The following is a 16,101-nucleotide window of genomic DNA, read 5'->3' as shown; positions in this document are numbered from 1 at the left end:
GGTGCGCTAATCCTTCTCATAGACCATCAGCGCGCGCGGCACCTGCAGCGCGTCGAAGCCGATGGCGACAAGCATGCCGTGCTCTTGAAGAAGCCCGTCGACCACGTCGATATCGCCGGCCCCGAGCACGAGGGCCGTCGGGCTGATCGGCGTCGCCGCGAGCCGTTCCACGATCGCATCGCGCCTGCCCCAGTTCCCCATGACTTGTGGGGTTGCGTCAAGCCATTCGCGCATTCTGCGGACCAGGTCGACGGTATCGCGCACCACGGGCGGGCGAGGATAGAGAATCGCCAGAGGCGTGGCGGTGAAATTGCCGGACGGTTCCTCGGCATAAAATCGTACGGAAACAATATCGGCGGAAGCCGCTATCGGCGCCAGCGCCTCATTATCGAAGGCTTCGACAACCATCGGCTCGAGGCGGCGGATGGTCTTGGTGGGGCTGCCCCATAACGCCGCCTGGCGCTCCGCCGACAATTCGCCGGCATAGTCGAGCATGCCGGCGGCTTCGCTCGTGCCGTCAAGGTCGGCATGGTCGGCATCGGGATAGAGGGAGAAAGCGCCTTCTTGCGGCAGGTAATACCGGGCGAAGCGCGTCGTCGCGAAATGCCCGAGCAGTTCGCCTACCGTCTCCTTTTCCGTTTCCGTCGCATCGCTCCAGACATATCGCGTCAGAAACCGGAAGCCGCGATCCTGGTCGATGATCCAGCGGTGCTGGCCGTCGGGTGTGTCGGGCATCGGCCGGGAGAGACCGGCAATGGCCGAGGCGAAGATGCGGTCGGTATAGCGCAACGGCATGTCGGGGTGGATATTGTTGCCATCGGAATCGACGAACATCTTGATAATCTTGCCGCTGTCACCGATATCGCCGCCGCCGATCATTTCGCCGGTGCTTCTGTCGCGCGGCCCCCAAAGGCCGGTCTTAGGGTTCTGATTGTCATAGAACCACTGATAGAATGCGTGTTTCCACTCATCGGAGAAACCATAGATGCCGAGCCGTTCATCCTGTTCGATGAGATCCTGAAGCTCGATCGCGCTGACGAAGGCCGGCTTGATCTTTCGTCCGATCCAGCCGACGCGGGACACGTCATCGAGCATGGCCGTCAGCCGGTCGGGCGTGCCGATCTCGTCGAGAAACGCCAAAGGGTATTCTAGCGAAAACGGCTCGCCGGCCTCCAGGGACAGCGTCTCGATCAGGTTGATCATATTCGCCGTGACGCCGATATAGGCAACCACCGGATCGCTGCCGTTCGGATAGAAGGCGCCGGTCTCGGGATTTTGAAGGTTGCGGTAGAAATCCAGCTTCTCATCCGGACTGGTGAAGGCAGGTATTTTGACAAGTCCTTCTCTGGACGTCATCACATGATGAATCTCGTTCAGGCGTGAAATACCCGCAAGATACTGCCCGGTATCGAGATAGTAGGAAACGCTCAGCAATTCGAACTCGAAGGGCGAAAGGTAATATCCTTCTTCCTTCAGTTCCTCATTAGCCGCGAAGATCGCCTTGACCTGGTTGATCTCAAGGCCGACCAGCGCGGCAACCGATACGATTGCCAGCGCAACAAGCGACAGGACCGCCACAAGCATTCTCTTGCTGCCAGACATATGTCACTCCATGAACGCGTTGCCGGAGGACGGCTATCTTCCGACCGCACATTGTTCATGGTTGAAGGACGATGTCTTTGATGTCGCGCAAATGGCCTCAGTCGGAAAACTGCTCCGCCAGAATCCGTTCCGACCATGAGCGGTTCGGGTCGGAGAGCACCTTGGCGCGGGCGTCGGGGTCCTGTTCGATGCGGACATGGAGCACGTGCTTGACCTCGGTGTGGTCGGCGAAGGCGTTGACCAGGCGCTTTTCAGGTTCCAGTGCCACGATATCGACGACGGCGGTGTTGGGCAGCAATGCGCCGCGCCAGCGCCGGGGGCGGAAGGCGCTGACCGGGGTGATCGCCAGAAGCGGGGCTTCCAGCGGGATGATCGGGCCGTGGACGGAGAGGTTGTAAGCGGTCGATCCGGCGGGTGTGGCGACCAGAATGCCGTCGCAGGCGAGCTCCGGCAGGCGCACCCTGCCATCAACGCTGACCTGCAGCTTGGCGGCCTGGTGTGACTGGCGCAGCATCGAGACCTCGTTGATCGCCAGCGCGATCGACGAGGTTCCGTCGGCGTTGCGCGTCGTCATGCGCAGCGGCCGCAGCTCGTTGATGTCGGCGATCGCCAGACGGCCCAGCAGATCGACGGTCGAGTATTCATTCATCAGGAAGCCGACGGAGCCGCGGTTCATGCCGTAGACCGGGGTTTCGGAGTTCATGTATTCGTGCAGCGTCTGCAGCATGAAGCCATCGCCGCCGAGCGCCACGATGTAATCCGCTTCTTCCGGCGCAACATTGCCATAAAGCTGTGTCAGTTCGGCTAAAGCCACCTCGGCATCTTCGGTTCCGGAAGACAGAAAGCACAGGGCGGGTGTGGTCTTGGGCATATCGCTTTTCCGTTCGGGTTTGGCGCGGGGGCCAGATCACCCGAGCGGGCCGCGATTTGCAAGCCCCTCGCGCCGCCGATCTTTCCGGCTGCGCCAAAATAGCGGCGAAATAGATGATTTTTTCGTTTTACAGCAGGACCAAATCTGATAGTTGGCATGCCCAATGCCCTTGTAGCTCAGTTGGTAGAGCATCTGATTTGTAATCAGAGGGTCGCGGGTTCGAATCCTGCCGGGGGCACCAAGCCGCTTTCAGGGTGACCGCCAGGGCGTCGAAATCGACACGTCCGGCAGGGAGACGCCCTGGCGCCATTTTGCCCAAGCCCGGAAAAGCTTGTCAAAATGCCGAGGATATTGCAAGAAGTCGCGCCCGGCCATGACGCCGCGTTTGCGCATGTAACCCAACGGCTTTCAAGCCGATATGAAATGAAGGTATGGATATGCAGGTAACCGAAACGCTCGCCGAAGGGCTGAAGCGCGAAATCAAGATCACAGTTCCTGCGGATGATCTGAAGGCGCGCATGAACGAACGCCTGGCGGACGCCAAGGACAAGGTCCGCATCAACGGCTTCCGTCCGGGCAAGGTGCCGATGTCGCACCTCAAGAAGCTCTACGGCAAGTCGGTCATGGCGGAAATCGTCAACGAGACGCTGCAGGAAAAGCCGCAGGCTGTCATCGCCGAGCGCGGCGAGCGCGCCGCCGGCCAGCCGAAGATCGACATGACCGAGGATGAGGGCGAGGCCAACAAGGTTCTGAACGGCGAAATCGATTTCGAATTCACCGTATCCTACGAAATCCTGCCGAAGTTCGAACTGCAGCCGACCGACGGTCTGAAGGTCGAGCGTCCGGTCGTCGACATCTCCGATGAGGAAGTCGAGGAGCAGGTCAAGGCCGTTGCCGAAAACGCCCGCGAATACGAGACCAAGAAGGGCAAGGCCGCCAATGGCGACCGCGTCACCATCGACTATGTCGGCAAGATCGACGGCGAAGCCTTCGAAGGCGGCGCCGACACCGATTCGCAGCTCGTGCTCGGTTCCAACCGCTTCATCCCCGGCTTCGAAGAGCAGCTCGTCGGCGTCAAGGCCGAGGATGAAAAGCAGGTCAAGGTCACTTTCCCGGAAGACTATCCGGCCGAACATCTCGCTGGCAAGGAAGCCGTGTTCGATGTGACGGTCAAGGAAGTCGCTTCCGCCGGCGAACTCGAAATCAACGACGCGCTGGCCGAAAAGCTGGGTCTGGAATCGGCCGATCGCCTGCGCGAACTCGTGCGCGAGCAGATCGTTGGCCAGTACAACCAGTTCACCCGCCAAAAGGTCAAGCGTCAGATCCTCGACCAGCTCGACGAACAGTATTCCTTCGAGGCCCCGCAGTCGCTCGTCGATGCCGAGTTCGAAAACATCTGGCGTCAGGTCCAGGCCGATCTGGAGCGTTCGGGCAAGACCTTCGAGGATGAGGACACCACGGAAGAGGAAGCGCGCGGCGAATACCGCAAGCTCGCAGAACGTCGCGTTCGTCTCGGTCTCGTGCTTTCCGAAATCGGCGAGAAGGCCGGCGTTCAGGTTTCCGATGAGGAAATGCAGCGCGCGCTTTACGACCAGATGCGCCAGTATCCCGGCCAGGAGCAGGAAATCCTGAAGTTCTTCCGCGAAACGCCCGGCGCCCAGGCGTCGCTGCGCGCGCCGATCTTCGAGGAAAAGGTGGTCGACCACCTGCTCGAAGGCATCGACGTCAAGGATGTCACGGTCTCCAAGGAAGAGCTGCTGGCGGACGATGACGACGAGGTAGCAGCGGCGACCAAGAAGGCTGAAAAGAAGCCCGCCGCCAAGAAGAAGGCTGCGCCGAAGAAGGCCGCTGCCAAGGCCGAAGATGATGCGGCTTCCGAAGAAGCTGAAAAGCCAGCCGCCAAGAAGGCGCCGGCCAAGAAGGCCGCTCCGAAGAAGGCTGCTGCTGCCAAGGCCGATGCCGACGGCGACGAGAAGCCCGCGCCGAAGAAAAAGGCTCCGGCCAAGAAGGCTGTACCGAAGAAGGCCGACGACAGCGCCGAATAAGCCTGCGGCTTTGTGGATTTCAAGCCCGCCCGGTTCGCCCGGGCGGGCTTTTTTGTTGGCAATGCCCGCCCATTCTCCCTCGTCATCCTCGGGCTTGACCCGAGGATCTAAGCGCGTATCAGCACGACCAGCGTTTCGGGCGAAAATCTATTTAAATACACGCTATTCCCAAACGCCAACTCCGCTCGTGTGGAAAGGTGGTTAGATCCTCGGCACAGGGCCGAGGATGACGTCCGTAAAGGGGATAGGCTTGTCAGTAGCCTGCTTCGTCGGTTCACCCGTGCGTATTTGCGGCTGCCGATTTCCAAATTTCTCGACTTTCAGCCTTCCGCAAGCCGGTCGAGCGCGAACCGTCCGACGGTCAGCGGGATGTCGGCCCGGGCGTCTCCATCCCGCAGGAACCAGATGGCGGAGAGGCCGCACCAGGCGATGATCCAGCGCAGCAGGCGTGTCCGGTCGAGATCGGCGGTGGCAGCAATCATGGCCAGACGGCTCTCGAAGCGGTTCTGATCGCGCGCGATGAAGGCGTCCGGTACGTCGATATCCGGATTGCAGAAGATATTGGCGAAGTCGAAGGCGCGCTCGCCGTAAAGGCCCTTGGGATCGATGGCGAGAAAGCCGCGTTCGCCGAAATCCAGAATATTGCCGTGGTGCAGGTCACCGTGAAGCGGGCGGAGATCTAGCGGGTCGTCCAGCAGGCGGCGCGCCTCGGCCGCCGCCCGGTCGAGGAACGGGTGTTCGCCGGGCGACGCCTCAAGCAGCGCCCGGAAATAGCGGTCGAGCGGCGTCAGCGCCGGCAATGGGGCAGGGCGGTCGGCATGCAGCCGCGTGGCGGTGGCGCATATCTGGCGGCAGGCGCGATCATCCTCGCCGCCAAGCGACAGCGGGGTCAGCGCGACCGCTCCCGTCGCCCGTTCCATCAATATCGCATCGTCGGCTTCGGCGAGGACGCGGACGGCGCCATCGCCGTCCCACCATTTGAGCAGGGCGGCACCGATGGCTTCCTCTGGATCGGTGAACCGCTTCAGCATCGCCGGCTGGCCGTCGCGAAGCACCGGCAGCAATGCGCCGGTCGCCGTCACGATCGGCGCGCCGTCAGGGGTCAGTCGCCATTTGGCCAGCAGCGGGTCGAACACGCCCTATTCCTGCTCGGCGGCTTCCAGCATCGCGATCCTGTTGGAGGCGTCGAGGCCGGCGATCTTGTAGGCTTCGGCGAGCGTCGGATAGTTGAATGTGTTCTCGACGAAATATTCGACCGTGCCCTTCAGGTTCAGAACCGCCTGGCCGATATGGATCAGCTCGGTCGCGCCCTCGCCGACGATATGGACGCCGAGCAGGCGATGGGTCTTCAGCGAGAAGATCATCTTCAGCAGCCCGTTCTGGATGCCCATGATGTGGCCGCGCGAGGTCTCGCGGAAGAAGGCGATGCCGCATTCATAGGCGATGCCGCGTTCCTGGATTTCCTCCTCGGTCATGCCGCAGGTCGACATTTCCGGCACGGCATAGATGCCGTAGGGGAAGAATTGCGGCGGCTCCTCGGCTTCCGCGCCGACAGCGTGGCGGGCGGCGATCCGGCCCTGTTCCATCGAGGTCGAGGCGAGTGCGGGAAAGCCGATCACATCGCCGGCGGCGTAGATATGCGGCACATCGGTCTGGAAGGTGATCGGATCGACCTTGATGCGGCCGCGACGATCGGCCTCCAGCCCCACGGACTGCAGGTTCAGCGTGTCGGTCGCGCCCTGGCGGCCGGCGGCAAACAGCACTGATTCGGCCATAAGAACCCGGCCGTTGGAAAGCGTGACACGGGCCTTGCCGTCGGCAATCTTCTCGACCTTGTCGGCGCCCGCGCCGAACAGCAGCTTGACGTTGCGGTCGCGCAGCTGGGCCGCGAAATTGTCGCGGATCTCGCGGTCGATGAAATCCAGCATGCTGTCGCGCGGCTCGACCACGATCACCTGGGTGTCGAGCGCCGAGAAGATCGTTGCATATTCGATGCCGATCACGCCGGCGCCGACGACGATCATCGAGCGCGGGATTGCCTTGATGTTCAGCAACTCGTCGCTGTCCATCACCGTCTGGCCATCAAAGGGCACGTTCGGCGGGCGATAGGGCCGCGTGCCGACCGAGATCAGCACCGCCTCGGCATGCACCCGCTGGATCTCGCCGCTGTCCTTCTCGATCTCGATCGTATGGGGATCGACGAAATGGGCGAAGCCGCGCACCTGCTCAACGCGGTTGCGCTCGAACTGCCATTCCAGAACGTCGATCTCGTAATCCAGCGTCTTGATCAGGCGGGCGCGCAGGTCATCGGCGGTGATCTTCTGCTTGACCCGGTAGGAGCGGCCGTAGAAGCCGCGCTCGCGCCAGCCGGTGAGGTTCAGCACGGTTTCGCGCATCGTCTTGGAGGGGATGGTGCCGGTGTGGACGGAGACGCCGCCCACCTGAGAGCCCTTGTCGATGACGAGCGCGGTCTTGCCGAGTTTGGCGGCCTGCACCGCGGCGCGCCGGCCGGCCGGACCGCTGCCGATGACGACCAGATCGTAAGAATTCATAAAATCACCCCGATTTGGTTATTCAAATTCAAAGACATGTGCCGGAAGGCACAATCATATCGTTCTGCCGCATGTCCGCCGTCGCCGGATGATACCGCCTGACATGCGAAATGCTCTACGTGAGATGGTTCCCGCGCCGCAACAGCGCGGAGTTCGCGGCGCAATATGGTCCCGCTCCGTGATGTTTTCATTACATACAGCCACAAGCTGCATGCCGAGTCCATGGCCTCAGATCAGCTTTAACCCCTTGAAGCTGACATATCCATCCTTGCCGATGATGATGTGGTCATGCACCGTAATGCCGAGCGGCTTGGCGCTGTTGATGATCATATGGGTCATGTCGATATCCGCGCGCGAAGGGGTCGGGTCGCCGGACGGATGATTGTGGACAAGAATGATCGCCGTTGCCGACAGTTCCAGCGCCCGCTTGATCACCTCGCGCGGATAGACCGGCGTATGGTCGATCGTGCCGATGCCCTGGATCTCGTCGGCGATCAGCTTGTTGCGCTTGTCGAGGAACAGGATGCGGAACTGCTCGCGGGCCTCGTGCGCCATGGCCGCGTTGCAATAGTCGATCACCGACGACCAGGAACCGAGGATCGGGCGGTCCTTCAGCGAGCTCTTCAGGCTGCGCTGGGCAAGCGCCGACATCAGCTTCAGATCGAAGGCGACCGACTCGCCGATGCCCGGGACCTCCTGCAGCAGTTCCGCCGGCGCGCCGAACACACCGCCCAGCGAGCCGAACCGTTCGATCAGCGCCTTGGCGATCGGCTTGGTGTCGCGGCGCGGGATCAGGCGGAACAGCAGCAGTTCGAGGATTTCGTAATCGGCAAGCGCATTCGCCCCGCTCTCCCTGAAACGGGCGCGCAGCCGGTCGCGATGGCCGTGGACATGGCTTGGCGTCTTGTCACGGATATCGCCGCCCCTAAACGGGCGTTCGGGCGGCTGGTCGGCGAAGAACGTCCGCTCGTCGGGTCCGTCTTCTTCAAGGCCGGCTGGTTTGCCTTTGGCGGGCGGTTTCTTCATGCGGCTCCTGGAGCGATAGCAGGCAAGATCGGTTCCAATCCTGAAACGGACTAAAGCGCGGGCGTCAGACCCGGTCGGTCGAAGCCGCCGGGCGACAGCGTGAACACCTCGCAGCCATCGCTGGTGACGCCGACGGTGTGCTCGTACTGGGCCGAAAGCGAGCGGTCGCGGGTCACCGCGGTCCAGCCGTCGTTCAGCACCTTCACATGCGGCTTGCCGAGGTTGAGCATCGGCTCGATGGTGAAGATCATGCCTTCCTTCAGCTCCGGTCCCTCGTTCTTGCGGCCGTAATGCAGAATGTTGGGCGCGTCATGAAACAGCCGGCCGACGCCGTGGCCGCAGAAATCGCGCACCACCGAGCAGCGCTCGCTTTCGGCATAGGTCTGGATCGCCTCGCCGATCGCGCCGGTGCGCGCGCCGGGCTTCACGGCGGCGATGCCGCGCAGCAGCGATTCGTAGGTCACTTCCAGCAACCGTTCGGCCGCCCGCTTCAACTGCCCCACCGGATACATCCGGCTCGAGTCTCCATGCCAGCCGTCGAGGATATAGGTAACGTCGACATTGATGATGTCGCCCTCGCGCAGCGGCTTGGCGTTGGGCATGCCATGGCAGACGACATGGTTGATCGAGGTGCAGCTTGCATATTTGTAGCCGCGATAGCCGAGCGTTGCCGGCACCACGCCGTGGTCGAGGCCGTACTGCAGCACGTGGCGGTCGATCTCCTCGGTGGTGACGCCCGGCTTGATCAGATCGGCGAGGCTGTCGAGACAGCCGGCGGTGATGCGGCAGACCTGGCGCATCTTTTCGAAAGCCGCTTCGTCATAAAGGCGGATTGTACCGTCATTCTTCAGCGGCGCTGTTGCCGCATCGGCGTAATTTACCATGGTCATCCTCCGCACCGCCCTGGCGTGTGCGCTTACATGTTATCAACCAATACTGTACCATCTGGCGTGATGCTGTCACGGGATACATTGCATTTTATCGCATAGGCCTCGACGCCGGCGCGACGGGCGCATTTGAAGGCCTCGGCATAGACCGGGTCAAGATCGGCGGCGATGGCGAAGCGTTCGCAATCCCCGCGCTGGATCAGGTAGACCATCGCCGCCCGTCTTCCAGCCGCGACCATATCCGCAAGCTCGGCCAGATGCCGGGTTCCGCGCGCCGTCGGCGTATCGGGAAATTCCGCAAGGCCGGGCGTGCGGATGAAATGGACATTCTTGACCTCGATGTAAAGGTCGGGCCGATCCTCGGCCGACAGCAACATGTCGATGCGGCTCTGGCGGCCATATTTCTGCTCGCGCCGGATCACGGGATAATCGGCAAAATCGGCCACCAACCCCATCCGGATCGCCTCTTCGGCAAGCCGGTTCGGCAGACCGGTATTGACGCCGACCACGGTGCCATCGGCCTCGATCAGCTCGAAACGGTGGGGATATTTGCGCTTGCCGTCATCATTGCGCGACAGCCAGATGCGCGAGCCGGGCGTATTGAGCCCGAGCATCGACCCGGTATTGGGGCAGGAACCGGTGATCGTCTCGCCGGTTTCCTCCAGAACGGCATCGAACAGGAAGCGCTTGTAGCGCCGGATCAGCGTTGCCGGTATCAAGGGAGGATCGAACTGCATGGCCATGCGTTTTAGCCTTTCAAACGGCGCTGGCAAGTGGCTGCCGCCAACATGGAGTGAAGCTGATGGAATGGATAACGGGCGGATGCCTTTGCGGCAGGGTGCGGATTGCGGTCTCGGGAGAGCCATATCGGGTGGGCGTGTGCCATTGCCTCGATTGCCGCAAGCATCACGGCGCGCCGTTTCAGGCGGCCGCGATCTTCCCCGAAACCGCCGTCAGCATTGCGGGCGAAGCGAGCTGCTTCGAAGACAGGTATTTCTGCCCGACCTGCGGTTCGCCGGTCTATGCGGTGAGCGGCGATGAAATCGAGATCAATCTCGGCACGTTCGATCAGCCCAACCGTTTCAAGCCGACCTATGAATTATGGACAATCCGCCGCGAATCCTGGCTTCCGCCTCTGCCGGTCGCCCACCGCTACGAGCGCGACCGGGAAGGCGAGGGGCGAACGGAAGACTGACCTGCTTGCGCGAGGCCTCCAAACCGGGCAGATTTGCCGGGGACTGATTTGCGCCGCCGCGGCGCCTGGAGAGATGCAATGAAATTCGGCCGGATGATCTTGAGTGTAACCCTTGTGGCGGCGGCCTCGCTTCTTGCCGCCTGCTCCACCACCTGCGGCGAACCGGATGTCTGCGATACCGGAACGGCGGCCTATCCCCAATTTACCGATGAGGAGGTCGCGACCATGACGACCAAGCTCGACGGACTGGCCGGCATTCCCGCTGCACAGTAAAGCTTCCAAAAGCCTCCGTTCTTGCCTTCCTCTGTGGCAAGGATGAAACAGAGTATTAGGATTTCTGCCGCAAAATCGACGCAAGTGCAGTTGATTGTTGCGTCGGGCCGGTTTTTCCTGCTCTCGTTTCGACGATCCTTCGAAAGGTGAGGATCGTTCAACCCAGTGTTCCAAGAGGAAGAAGATGGAAGAGTTCCACAAGGTCAGGCGACTGCCGCCATACGTTTTCGAACAGGTCAACCGTTTGAAAGCGAGCGCGCGAGCGGCGGGCGCCGATATCATCGACCTTGGCATGGGCAATCCCGATCTTCCGACCCCGCAATCCGTGGTCGACAAGCTCTGCGAGGTCGTGCGCGATCCGCGCACCCACCGCTATTCCTCGTCCAAGGGCATTCCGGGTCTGCGCCGCGCCCAGGCCGGCTACTACGCCCGCCGTTTCGGCGTCAAGCTGAACCCGGAGACGGAAATCGTCGCCACGCTCGGCTCCAAGGAAGGCTTCGCCAACATGGCGCAGGCGATCACCGCGCCGGGCGACATGATCCTTTGCCCGAACCCGACCTATCCGATCCACGCCTTCGGCTTCCTGATGGCCGGCGGCGTGATCCGCTCGATCCCGGTCGAGCCGGACGACAGCTTCTTCGGACCTGTTGAACGCGCGGTGAAGCACTCGATCCCCAAGCCGATCGCGCTGGTGCTCAATTACCCGTCGAACCCGACCGCGCAGGTGGCAAGCCTTGATTTCTACCGCGAGGTCGTCGCCTTCGCGAAGAAGCACGAGCTCATCGTGCTCTCCGATCTCGCCTATTCGGAAATCTATTTCGATGGCGCACCGCCGCCCTCCGTTTTGCAGGTCCCGGGCGCCAAGGATGTGGCTGTCGAGTTTACATCGATGTCCAAGACCTATTCCATGCCCGGCTGGCGCATGGGTTTTGCTGTTGGCAATGAACGGCTGATCTCGGCGCTGGCGCGGGTGAAGTCCTACCTCGATTACGGCGCCTTCACCCCGATCCAGGTGGCTGCGACCCATGCGCTCAACGGCGACGGCTCGGATATCGAGGAAGTCCGCTCGATTTACCACAAGCGCCGCGACGTCATGGTAGAAAGCTTCGCCAAGGCCGGCTGGCAGGTGACCCCGCCGGCGGCGACCATGTTCGCCTGGGCCAAGATCCCCGAGCCGTTTGCCGACATGGGCTCGCTCGAATTCTCCAAGCTGCTGGTGGAAAAGGCCGACGTCGCCGTGGCCCCCGGCATTGGCTTCGGCGAACAGGGTGATGATCATGTGCGAATCGCGCTGGTGGAAAACGAGCACCGGATCCGTCAGGCCGCGCGCAACCTCAAGCGCTTCTTCGCCACCACCGAGGTCGCGCCCGACAACATCGTGTCGCTGAAGGCGCATCGATAGTGTAGCGGAAAGGTACACCCCTTTCTCGCGGTTCGATCAGGAAGGCGAAGGCCTTCCTGATCGTCCAATGTTCATGCCAGGTTCATCACCAGTACCGCATTCCTCTAACGAAATTCAGTTTATCTCCTGGGATAAAATCCCTTTTAAATCAGATGTGATAGCGCTATCATGGATAACGAGAACAATCTTGCGGGAACGGTTCATGTTGGAGATTTGCTTGGCTGGCAGGCGAAACCGCCCCTCGCGGCAGGGCCTCAAGCGGAGGAAGCGCGAATGTGTGAAACCTTTGGCCGGGTAAAGAAGACGATCATTGCCGTCATCGGTTCAGCGGAGCGCGATGTCGTCGAAATGGCTACGCTGGACGATCTGGGCATTAACTCGATCGATATCCTCGAATTGGGAATGGCTCTCGAGGACGAGTTCGCTGTGGTGATTATGGATGAAGATCTTTTCTCCAGCGCCACCGTTGGTGATCTCGTCACAACGATTCACAAATCGCAGGCACACTGTTCGCAACGCCCGGACCCGGCGGAAGTTTTCATCCGCAGCGAAGGTGAAGCGGGAGCGTGAATGTTTCCGCCCAAGACCGGCCCTGTGCTGGCTCTCCCAAATTTCCCGGCTCGGAATGTTTCATTTGCCGTCGAAACGATCTAAATGAAGCGCGGACGCTTGCGTCCGAACGTGAAATTCGGGTCAGTAGGAATACCCCATGGCAGATGCCCTGAAAATCGGCGTCGCCGGTCTTGGAACCGTCGGCGCTTCGCTTGTGCGCATCATCAGCGAGCGACATGAAAACCTCGCCACCGCCTGCGGCCGCGCCATTATGGTGACGGCGGTATCGGCGCGCGACCGCACCAAGGATCGCGGCATCGATGTCACCTCCGCCACATGGTACGACGATCCGGCGGCGATGGCGCGCGAGGGCGATATCGACGTGCTGGTCGAACTGATCGGCGGCGCGAACGGGGCGGCGAAGGATGCGGTGAATGCAGCGCTGGAGCGCGGCATTCATGTCGTGACCGCCAACAAGGCGCTTCTTGCCGAAGACGGCGTGGCGCTCGCCGCACTCGCCGAGGAAAAGGGCGTGTTGCTGAATTTCGAGGCGGCCGTCGCCGGCGGCATTCCGGTGATCAAGGCGGTGCGCGAATCGCTCACCGGCAACACCATGACCCGCGTTTACGGCATCATGAACGGCACCTGCAATTACATCCTGACGCGGATGGAGAAGGAGGGGCTGTCCTTCGAGGACTGCCTCAAGGAAGCCCAGCGGCTCGGCTATGCCGAGGCCGATCCTTCCTTCGACATCAACGGCAATGACACCGCCCACAAACTCGCGATCCTGACCTCGCTTGCCTTTGGCTGCGAGATTTCCTGCGACGATATCTATCTCGAGGGCATCTCGAACATCACCCAGGACGATATCCGCGCGGCGGCCGAACTCGGCTATCGCATCAAGCTCCTGGGCGTTGCCCAGCGCACCGGCGGCGGCATCGAGCAGCGCGTGCACCCCACCATGGTGCCGCATGATACCGTCATCGCCCAGGTCGACGGCGTCACCAATGCGGTGGCGATCGAATCCGACATTCTCGGCGACCTGCTGATGGTCGGCCCGGGGGCAGGCGGCGACGCCACGGCGTCTGCCGTGCTTGGCGATATCGCCGACATCGCCAAATCGCGACCCGGCGCGCAGACGGTGCCGGCGCTCGGCCGGCCCGCGAGGTCTCTGGAGCCCTACAAGCGGGCGCGGATGCGCAGCCATGAGGGCGGCTATTTCATCCGCATGCGGGTCGCCGACCGGATCGGCGTGATCGCGGCGATTGCCCGGCGCATGGCCGACAACCAGATCTCGCTCGAATCGATCGTCCAGCATTCGGCCAATGGCGAGCGCGACGCGCCGACCAAGACCATCATCATGGTGACCCACGCGACCACCGAGCTTTCGATCCGCAACGCGGTGAAGGCGATGGAGAGCGATGGCTATATCGTCGGCAAGCCGCAGGTCATCCGCATCGAAAAGCCCTGAGCGGTCTCTGGCGTTCGGGCGGCGCGCCCGTCACTTTCGGGCCGCCCACAATCGGGCGATGACATTGCCGCACACTTGGCGCTATGAAAGGCGGGACTTCAAAGCGGAGCCGAGGCCTGATGACTGACCATGCTGCCCAGCGAAAGCCGAGCCCAAGGGCATTCCTGGGCGTGGAGTGCTCCGCGCGCCAATTACGCTGGGTGCCGCGTCTGGGCCCGGCCGGTGAAAACCGGGCGTTGGCCATGGCGCAGAATCATGGCCTTTCCGAATTGATCGCCCGGGTTCTCGCCGGCCGCGATGTGCCGGTTGACGATGCGCCCGCCTTTCTCGATCCGACCTTGCGCTCGCTGATGCCGGATCCGTTCAGCCTGACCGATTGCGAGGCCGCTGTCGCCCGGCTCCTCGATGCCGTCAAGCGGTCCGAGAAGGTCGCGATCTTCGGCGATTACGACGTCGACGGGGCCTGCTCCTCGGCGCTCATGTACCGCTTTCTCACCATGCTCGGCCTTGAGGTCGAGATCTACATCCCCGACCGCATCTTCGAAGGCTACGGGCCCAACCCGCAGGCGATCGAAAGCCTGATCCGGGACGGCGCGAAACTGATCGTGACCGTCGACTGCGGCTCCACAAGCCACGAATCGCTCGCCGCCGCGAAGGCGCGGGGCGTGGATGTGGTGGTGATCGACCATCACCAGGTCGGCGTCGACCTGCCGGAATGCGCCGCCCTGGTTAACCCCAACCGCGAGGACGATCTTTCCGGGCAGGGGCACCTCTGCGCCGCCGGCGTTGTGTTTCTGGTGCTGGTCGCCGCTCACCGCGCGCTGCGCCAGGCCGGCGATATGCGTGCCGGCCGCATCGATCTCCTCTCCTGGCTCGATCTGGTGGCGCTGGCGACGGTGTGCGATGTGGTGCCGCTGAAGGGCCTGAACCGCGCCTATGTGGTCAAGGGCCTGATCATTGCCCGCTCGCTCGCCAATCCCGGCCTTGCCGCGCTGTTCAAGCGGGCGGGCCTCGCCGGCCCGGTCACGCCCTATCATCTCGGCTTCCTGATCGGCCCGCGCATCAATGCCGGCGGGCGGATCGGCGATGCGGCGCTCGGCAGCAGGCTTCTGACGGTCGATGACACGGAAGAGGCAGAGGCGATTGCCGAACGCCTCGACCAGCTCAACCGCGAGCGGCAGGCGATCGAGGCGGCGATGCTGCAGGAGGCCGAGGCCGATGCGATCGCCGAATTCGGCGATGGCAGCGGTGCGGGCGTGATCGTCACCGCGCGGCAGGGCTGGCATCCCGGCATTGTTGGCCTGCTGGCCTCCAGGCTGAAGGATCGATTCGGCCGGCCGGCCTTCGCCATCGCTTTCGATGCTAACGGCCGTGGCACCGGCTCCGGCCGGTCGATCTCGGGTTTCGATCTCGGACGGATGGTGCGGCTGGCGGTGGAGCAGGGGCTGCTGGTCAAGGGCGGCGGGCACGCCATGGCCGCGGGCCTGACGGTGACGCGGGAAAAGCTTTCAGCGCTCCGGGCCTTCTTCGAGGACCACGCCCGCGACGCAGTCGAGGCGCTGGCCGCCGACGCCGTGCTGAAGATCGACGGCGCGCTCAGCGCCTCGGGCGCAACGCTCGACCTGATCGACCGGCTGGAGGCGGCGGGCCCCTATGGCTCCGGCCATCCGCAGCCGATCTTCGCGCTGCCGCAGCACCGTGTGCGCGACGCGCGCGTGATCGGCGCCGGCGGTCATGTGAAGGTGCGGCTTGAAAGCGCCGAGGGCACGGCGCTGGACGGCATCGCCTTCCGCGCTGCCGACAAGCCTCTGGGCGAGCTTCTGCTTGGCAGCCGCGGGCGCAGCCTGCATGTCGCGGGAACGCTTGCCGGCGATCACTGGCAGGGCCAGCGCCGGGTGCAGCTGCGAATCATTGACGCGGCCGTTACATCATAAAATGAAATGCGGGGAATTCTTTCGGCCGGGAAACCGAAGGTTTTGAAATGGCACGCCCTAGGGGAATCGAACCCCTCTTTCCAGAATGAAAATCTGGCGTCCTAACCGATAGACGAAGGGCGCACATTTCAAAAACGGCGGTCACCGCAAAGTCGGAACCGCCGCCGCAGCAAACATCATTCCCGGAGATTTATCTCCGAATTCATCCCGCAAAGGTCGGTGACCCGTAGCAAAGGATGGCACGCCCTAGGGGAATCGAACCCCTCTTTCCAGAATGAAAATCTGGCGTCC

General features: G+C 62.5%; 14 protein-coding genes and 3 tRNA genes (1 of these 17 only partly in view). 8 read left to right on the top strand and 9 right to left on the bottom strand.

Annotated elements, in window-relative coordinates; translation table 11 throughout:
* Window positions 1-6 precede the first annotated feature (6 nt).
* Window positions 7-1,602, bottom strand: a complete 1,596-nt coding sequence (locus V6767_RS00335; protein WP_448471597.1) for a hypothetical protein — start codon at window positions 1,600-1,602, stop codon at window positions 7-9.
* Between the two features lie 97 nt (window positions 1,603-1,699).
* Window positions 1,700-2,473 carry an NAD kinase gene (locus V6767_RS00330; RefSeq protein ID WP_448471596.1) on the bottom strand — a complete coding sequence of 258 codons (774 nt, stop codon included), beginning with the start codon at window positions 2,471-2,473 and terminating at the stop codon, window positions 1,700-1,702.
* A 165-nt stretch (window positions 2,474-2,638) separates the two neighbouring features.
* On the opposite strand from V6767_RS00330, the gene V6767_RS00325 reads away from it, so the two are divergent.
* Window positions 2,639-2,714, top strand: a tRNA-Thr gene (locus tag V6767_RS00325).
* Between the two features lie 196 nt (window positions 2,715-2,910).
* Window positions 2,911-4,518, top strand: coding sequence for a trigger factor (tig, locus tag V6767_RS00320; RefSeq protein WP_448471848.1), 1,608 nt, complete (start codon window positions 2,911-2,913; stop codon window positions 4,516-4,518).
* A 320-nt stretch (window positions 4,519-4,838) separates the two neighbouring features.
* On the opposite strand, the gene V6767_RS00315 is transcribed toward tig, so the two are convergent.
* The 5 genes from V6767_RS00315 to sfsA form a co-directional block, all read right to left on the bottom strand.
* Entirely contained in the window at window positions 4,839-5,654 is an 816-nt protein-coding gene (locus V6767_RS00315) for an aminoglycoside phosphotransferase family protein (protein ID WP_448471595.1), read from the bottom strand.
* A gap of 3 nt (window positions 5,655-5,657) precedes the next feature.
* Window positions 5,658-7,070 carry a Si-specific NAD(P)(+) transhydrogenase gene (gene sthA, locus V6767_RS00310; protein WP_448471594.1) on the bottom strand — a complete coding sequence of 471 codons (1,413 nt, stop codon included), beginning with the start codon at window positions 7,068-7,070 and terminating at the stop codon, window positions 5,658-5,660.
* Between the two features lie 228 nt (window positions 7,071-7,298).
* Entirely contained in the window at window positions 7,299-8,096 is a 798-nt protein-coding gene (radC, locus tag V6767_RS00305; protein ID WP_448471593.1) for a RadC family protein, read from the bottom strand.
* A 50-nt stretch (window positions 8,097-8,146) separates the two neighbouring features.
* A complete protein-coding gene (gene map, locus V6767_RS00300; protein WP_448471592.1) occupies window positions 8,147-8,980 on the bottom strand; it encodes a type I methionyl aminopeptidase in 834 nt (277 codons plus the stop codon).
* Between the two features lie 32 nt (window positions 8,981-9,012).
* On the bottom strand, window positions 9,013-9,720 hold the full coding sequence (gene sfsA / locus V6767_RS00295) for a DNA/RNA nuclease SfsA (protein WP_448471847.1): 708 nt from the start codon (window positions 9,718-9,720) through the stop codon (window positions 9,013-9,015).
* A gap of 65 nt (window positions 9,721-9,785) precedes the next feature.
* On the opposite strand from sfsA, the gene V6767_RS00290 reads away from it, so the two are divergent.
* The 6 genes from V6767_RS00290 to recJ all read left to right on the top strand — a co-directional run bounded on the left by V6767_RS00290 (window position 9,786) and on the right by recJ (window position 15,810).
* Window positions 9,786-10,178 (top strand): GFA family protein, encoded by a 393-nt coding sequence (locus V6767_RS00290; RefSeq protein WP_448471591.1) that lies wholly within the window; start codon window positions 9,786-9,788, stop codon window positions 10,176-10,178.
* 78 nt (window positions 10,179-10,256) lie between these two features.
* Window positions 10,257-10,451 carry a hypothetical protein gene (locus V6767_RS00285; RefSeq protein ID WP_448468022.1) on the top strand — a complete coding sequence of 65 codons (195 nt, stop codon included), beginning with the start codon at window positions 10,257-10,259 and terminating at the stop codon, window positions 10,449-10,451.
* Between the two features lie 184 nt (window positions 10,452-10,635).
* Window positions 10,636-11,853, top strand: a complete 1,218-nt coding sequence (locus V6767_RS00280; protein WP_448471590.1) for an LL-diaminopimelate aminotransferase — start codon at window positions 10,636-10,638, stop codon at window positions 11,851-11,853.
* 168 nt (window positions 11,854-12,021) lie between these two features.
* Window positions 12,022-12,423: an acyl carrier protein gene (locus V6767_RS00275; RefSeq protein ID WP_448471589.1), complete on the top strand. Its 402-nt coding sequence runs from the start codon at window positions 12,022-12,024 to the stop codon at window positions 12,421-12,423.
* 139 nt (window positions 12,424-12,562) lie between these two features.
* Complete coding sequence (locus tag V6767_RS00270; RefSeq protein ID WP_448471588.1) at window positions 12,563-13,876, top strand: homoserine dehydrogenase; 1,314 nt, start codon at window positions 12,563-12,565, stop codon at window positions 13,874-13,876.
* Window positions 13,877-13,995: 119 nt separating this feature from the next.
* Entirely contained in the window at window positions 13,996-15,810 is a 1,815-nt protein-coding gene (gene recJ / locus V6767_RS00265; RefSeq protein WP_448471587.1) for a single-stranded-DNA-specific exonuclease RecJ, read from the top strand.
* 48 nt (window positions 15,811-15,858) lie between these two features.
* On the opposite strand, the gene V6767_RS00260 is transcribed toward recJ, so the two are convergent.
* Together V6767_RS00260 and V6767_RS00255 are read right to left on the bottom strand one after the other, a co-directional pair.
* A tRNA-Glu gene (locus V6767_RS00260) sits at window positions 15,859-15,933 on the bottom strand.
* Between the two features lie 114 nt (window positions 15,934-16,047).
* Window positions 16,048-16,101 (bottom strand) — tRNA-Glu (locus tag V6767_RS00255) (it continues 121 nt past the right edge of the window).

The organism is Martelella sp. FLE1502 (assembly GCF_053484255.1).
The sequence above is the reverse complement of the archived record's forward strand: the minus strand, read 5'-3'. Positions and strand labels throughout refer to the sequence as shown.

Coding starts and splice junctions, on each gene's coding strand:
- V6767_RS00335 (WP_448471597.1), bottom strand. CDS start 1,602: ATGTCTGGCAGCAAGAGAATGCTTGTGGCGGTCCTGTCGCTTGTTGCG.
- V6767_RS00330 (WP_448471596.1), bottom strand. CDS start 2,473: ATGCCCAAGACCACACCCGCCCTGTGCTTTCTGTCTTCCGGAACCGAA.
- tig (WP_448471848.1), top strand. CDS start 2,911: ATGCAGGTAACCGAAACGCTCGCCGAAGGGCTGAAGCGCGAAATCAAG.
- sthA (WP_448471594.1), bottom strand. CDS start 7,070: ATGAATTCTTACGATCTGGTCGTCATCGGCAGCGGTCCGGCCGGCCGG.
- radC (WP_448471593.1), bottom strand. CDS start 8,096: ATGAAGAAACCGCCCGCCAAAGGCAAACCAGCCGGCCTTGAAGAAGAC.
- map (WP_448471592.1), bottom strand. CDS start 8,980: ATGGTAAATTACGCCGATGCGGCAACAGCGCCGCTGAAGAATGACGGT.
- sfsA (WP_448471847.1), bottom strand. CDS start 9,720: ATGCAGTTCGATCCTCCCTTGATACCGGCAACGCTGATCCGGCGCTAC.
- V6767_RS00290 (WP_448471591.1), top strand. CDS start 9,786: ATGGAATGGATAACGGGCGGATGCCTTTGCGGCAGGGTGCGGATTGCG.
- V6767_RS00285 (WP_448468022.1), top strand. CDS start 10,257: ATGAAATTCGGCCGGATGATCTTGAGTGTAACCCTTGTGGCGGCGGCC.
- V6767_RS00280 (WP_448471590.1), top strand. CDS start 10,636: ATGGAAGAGTTCCACAAGGTCAGGCGACTGCCGCCATACGTTTTCGAA.
- V6767_RS00275 (WP_448471589.1), top strand. CDS start 12,022: ATGGATAACGAGAACAATCTTGCGGGAACGGTTCATGTTGGAGATTTG.
- V6767_RS00270 (WP_448471588.1), top strand. CDS start 12,563: ATGGCAGATGCCCTGAAAATCGGCGTCGCCGGTCTTGGAACCGTCGGC.
- recJ (WP_448471587.1), top strand. CDS start 13,996: ATGACTGACCATGCTGCCCAGCGAAAGCCGAGCCCAAGGGCATTCCTG.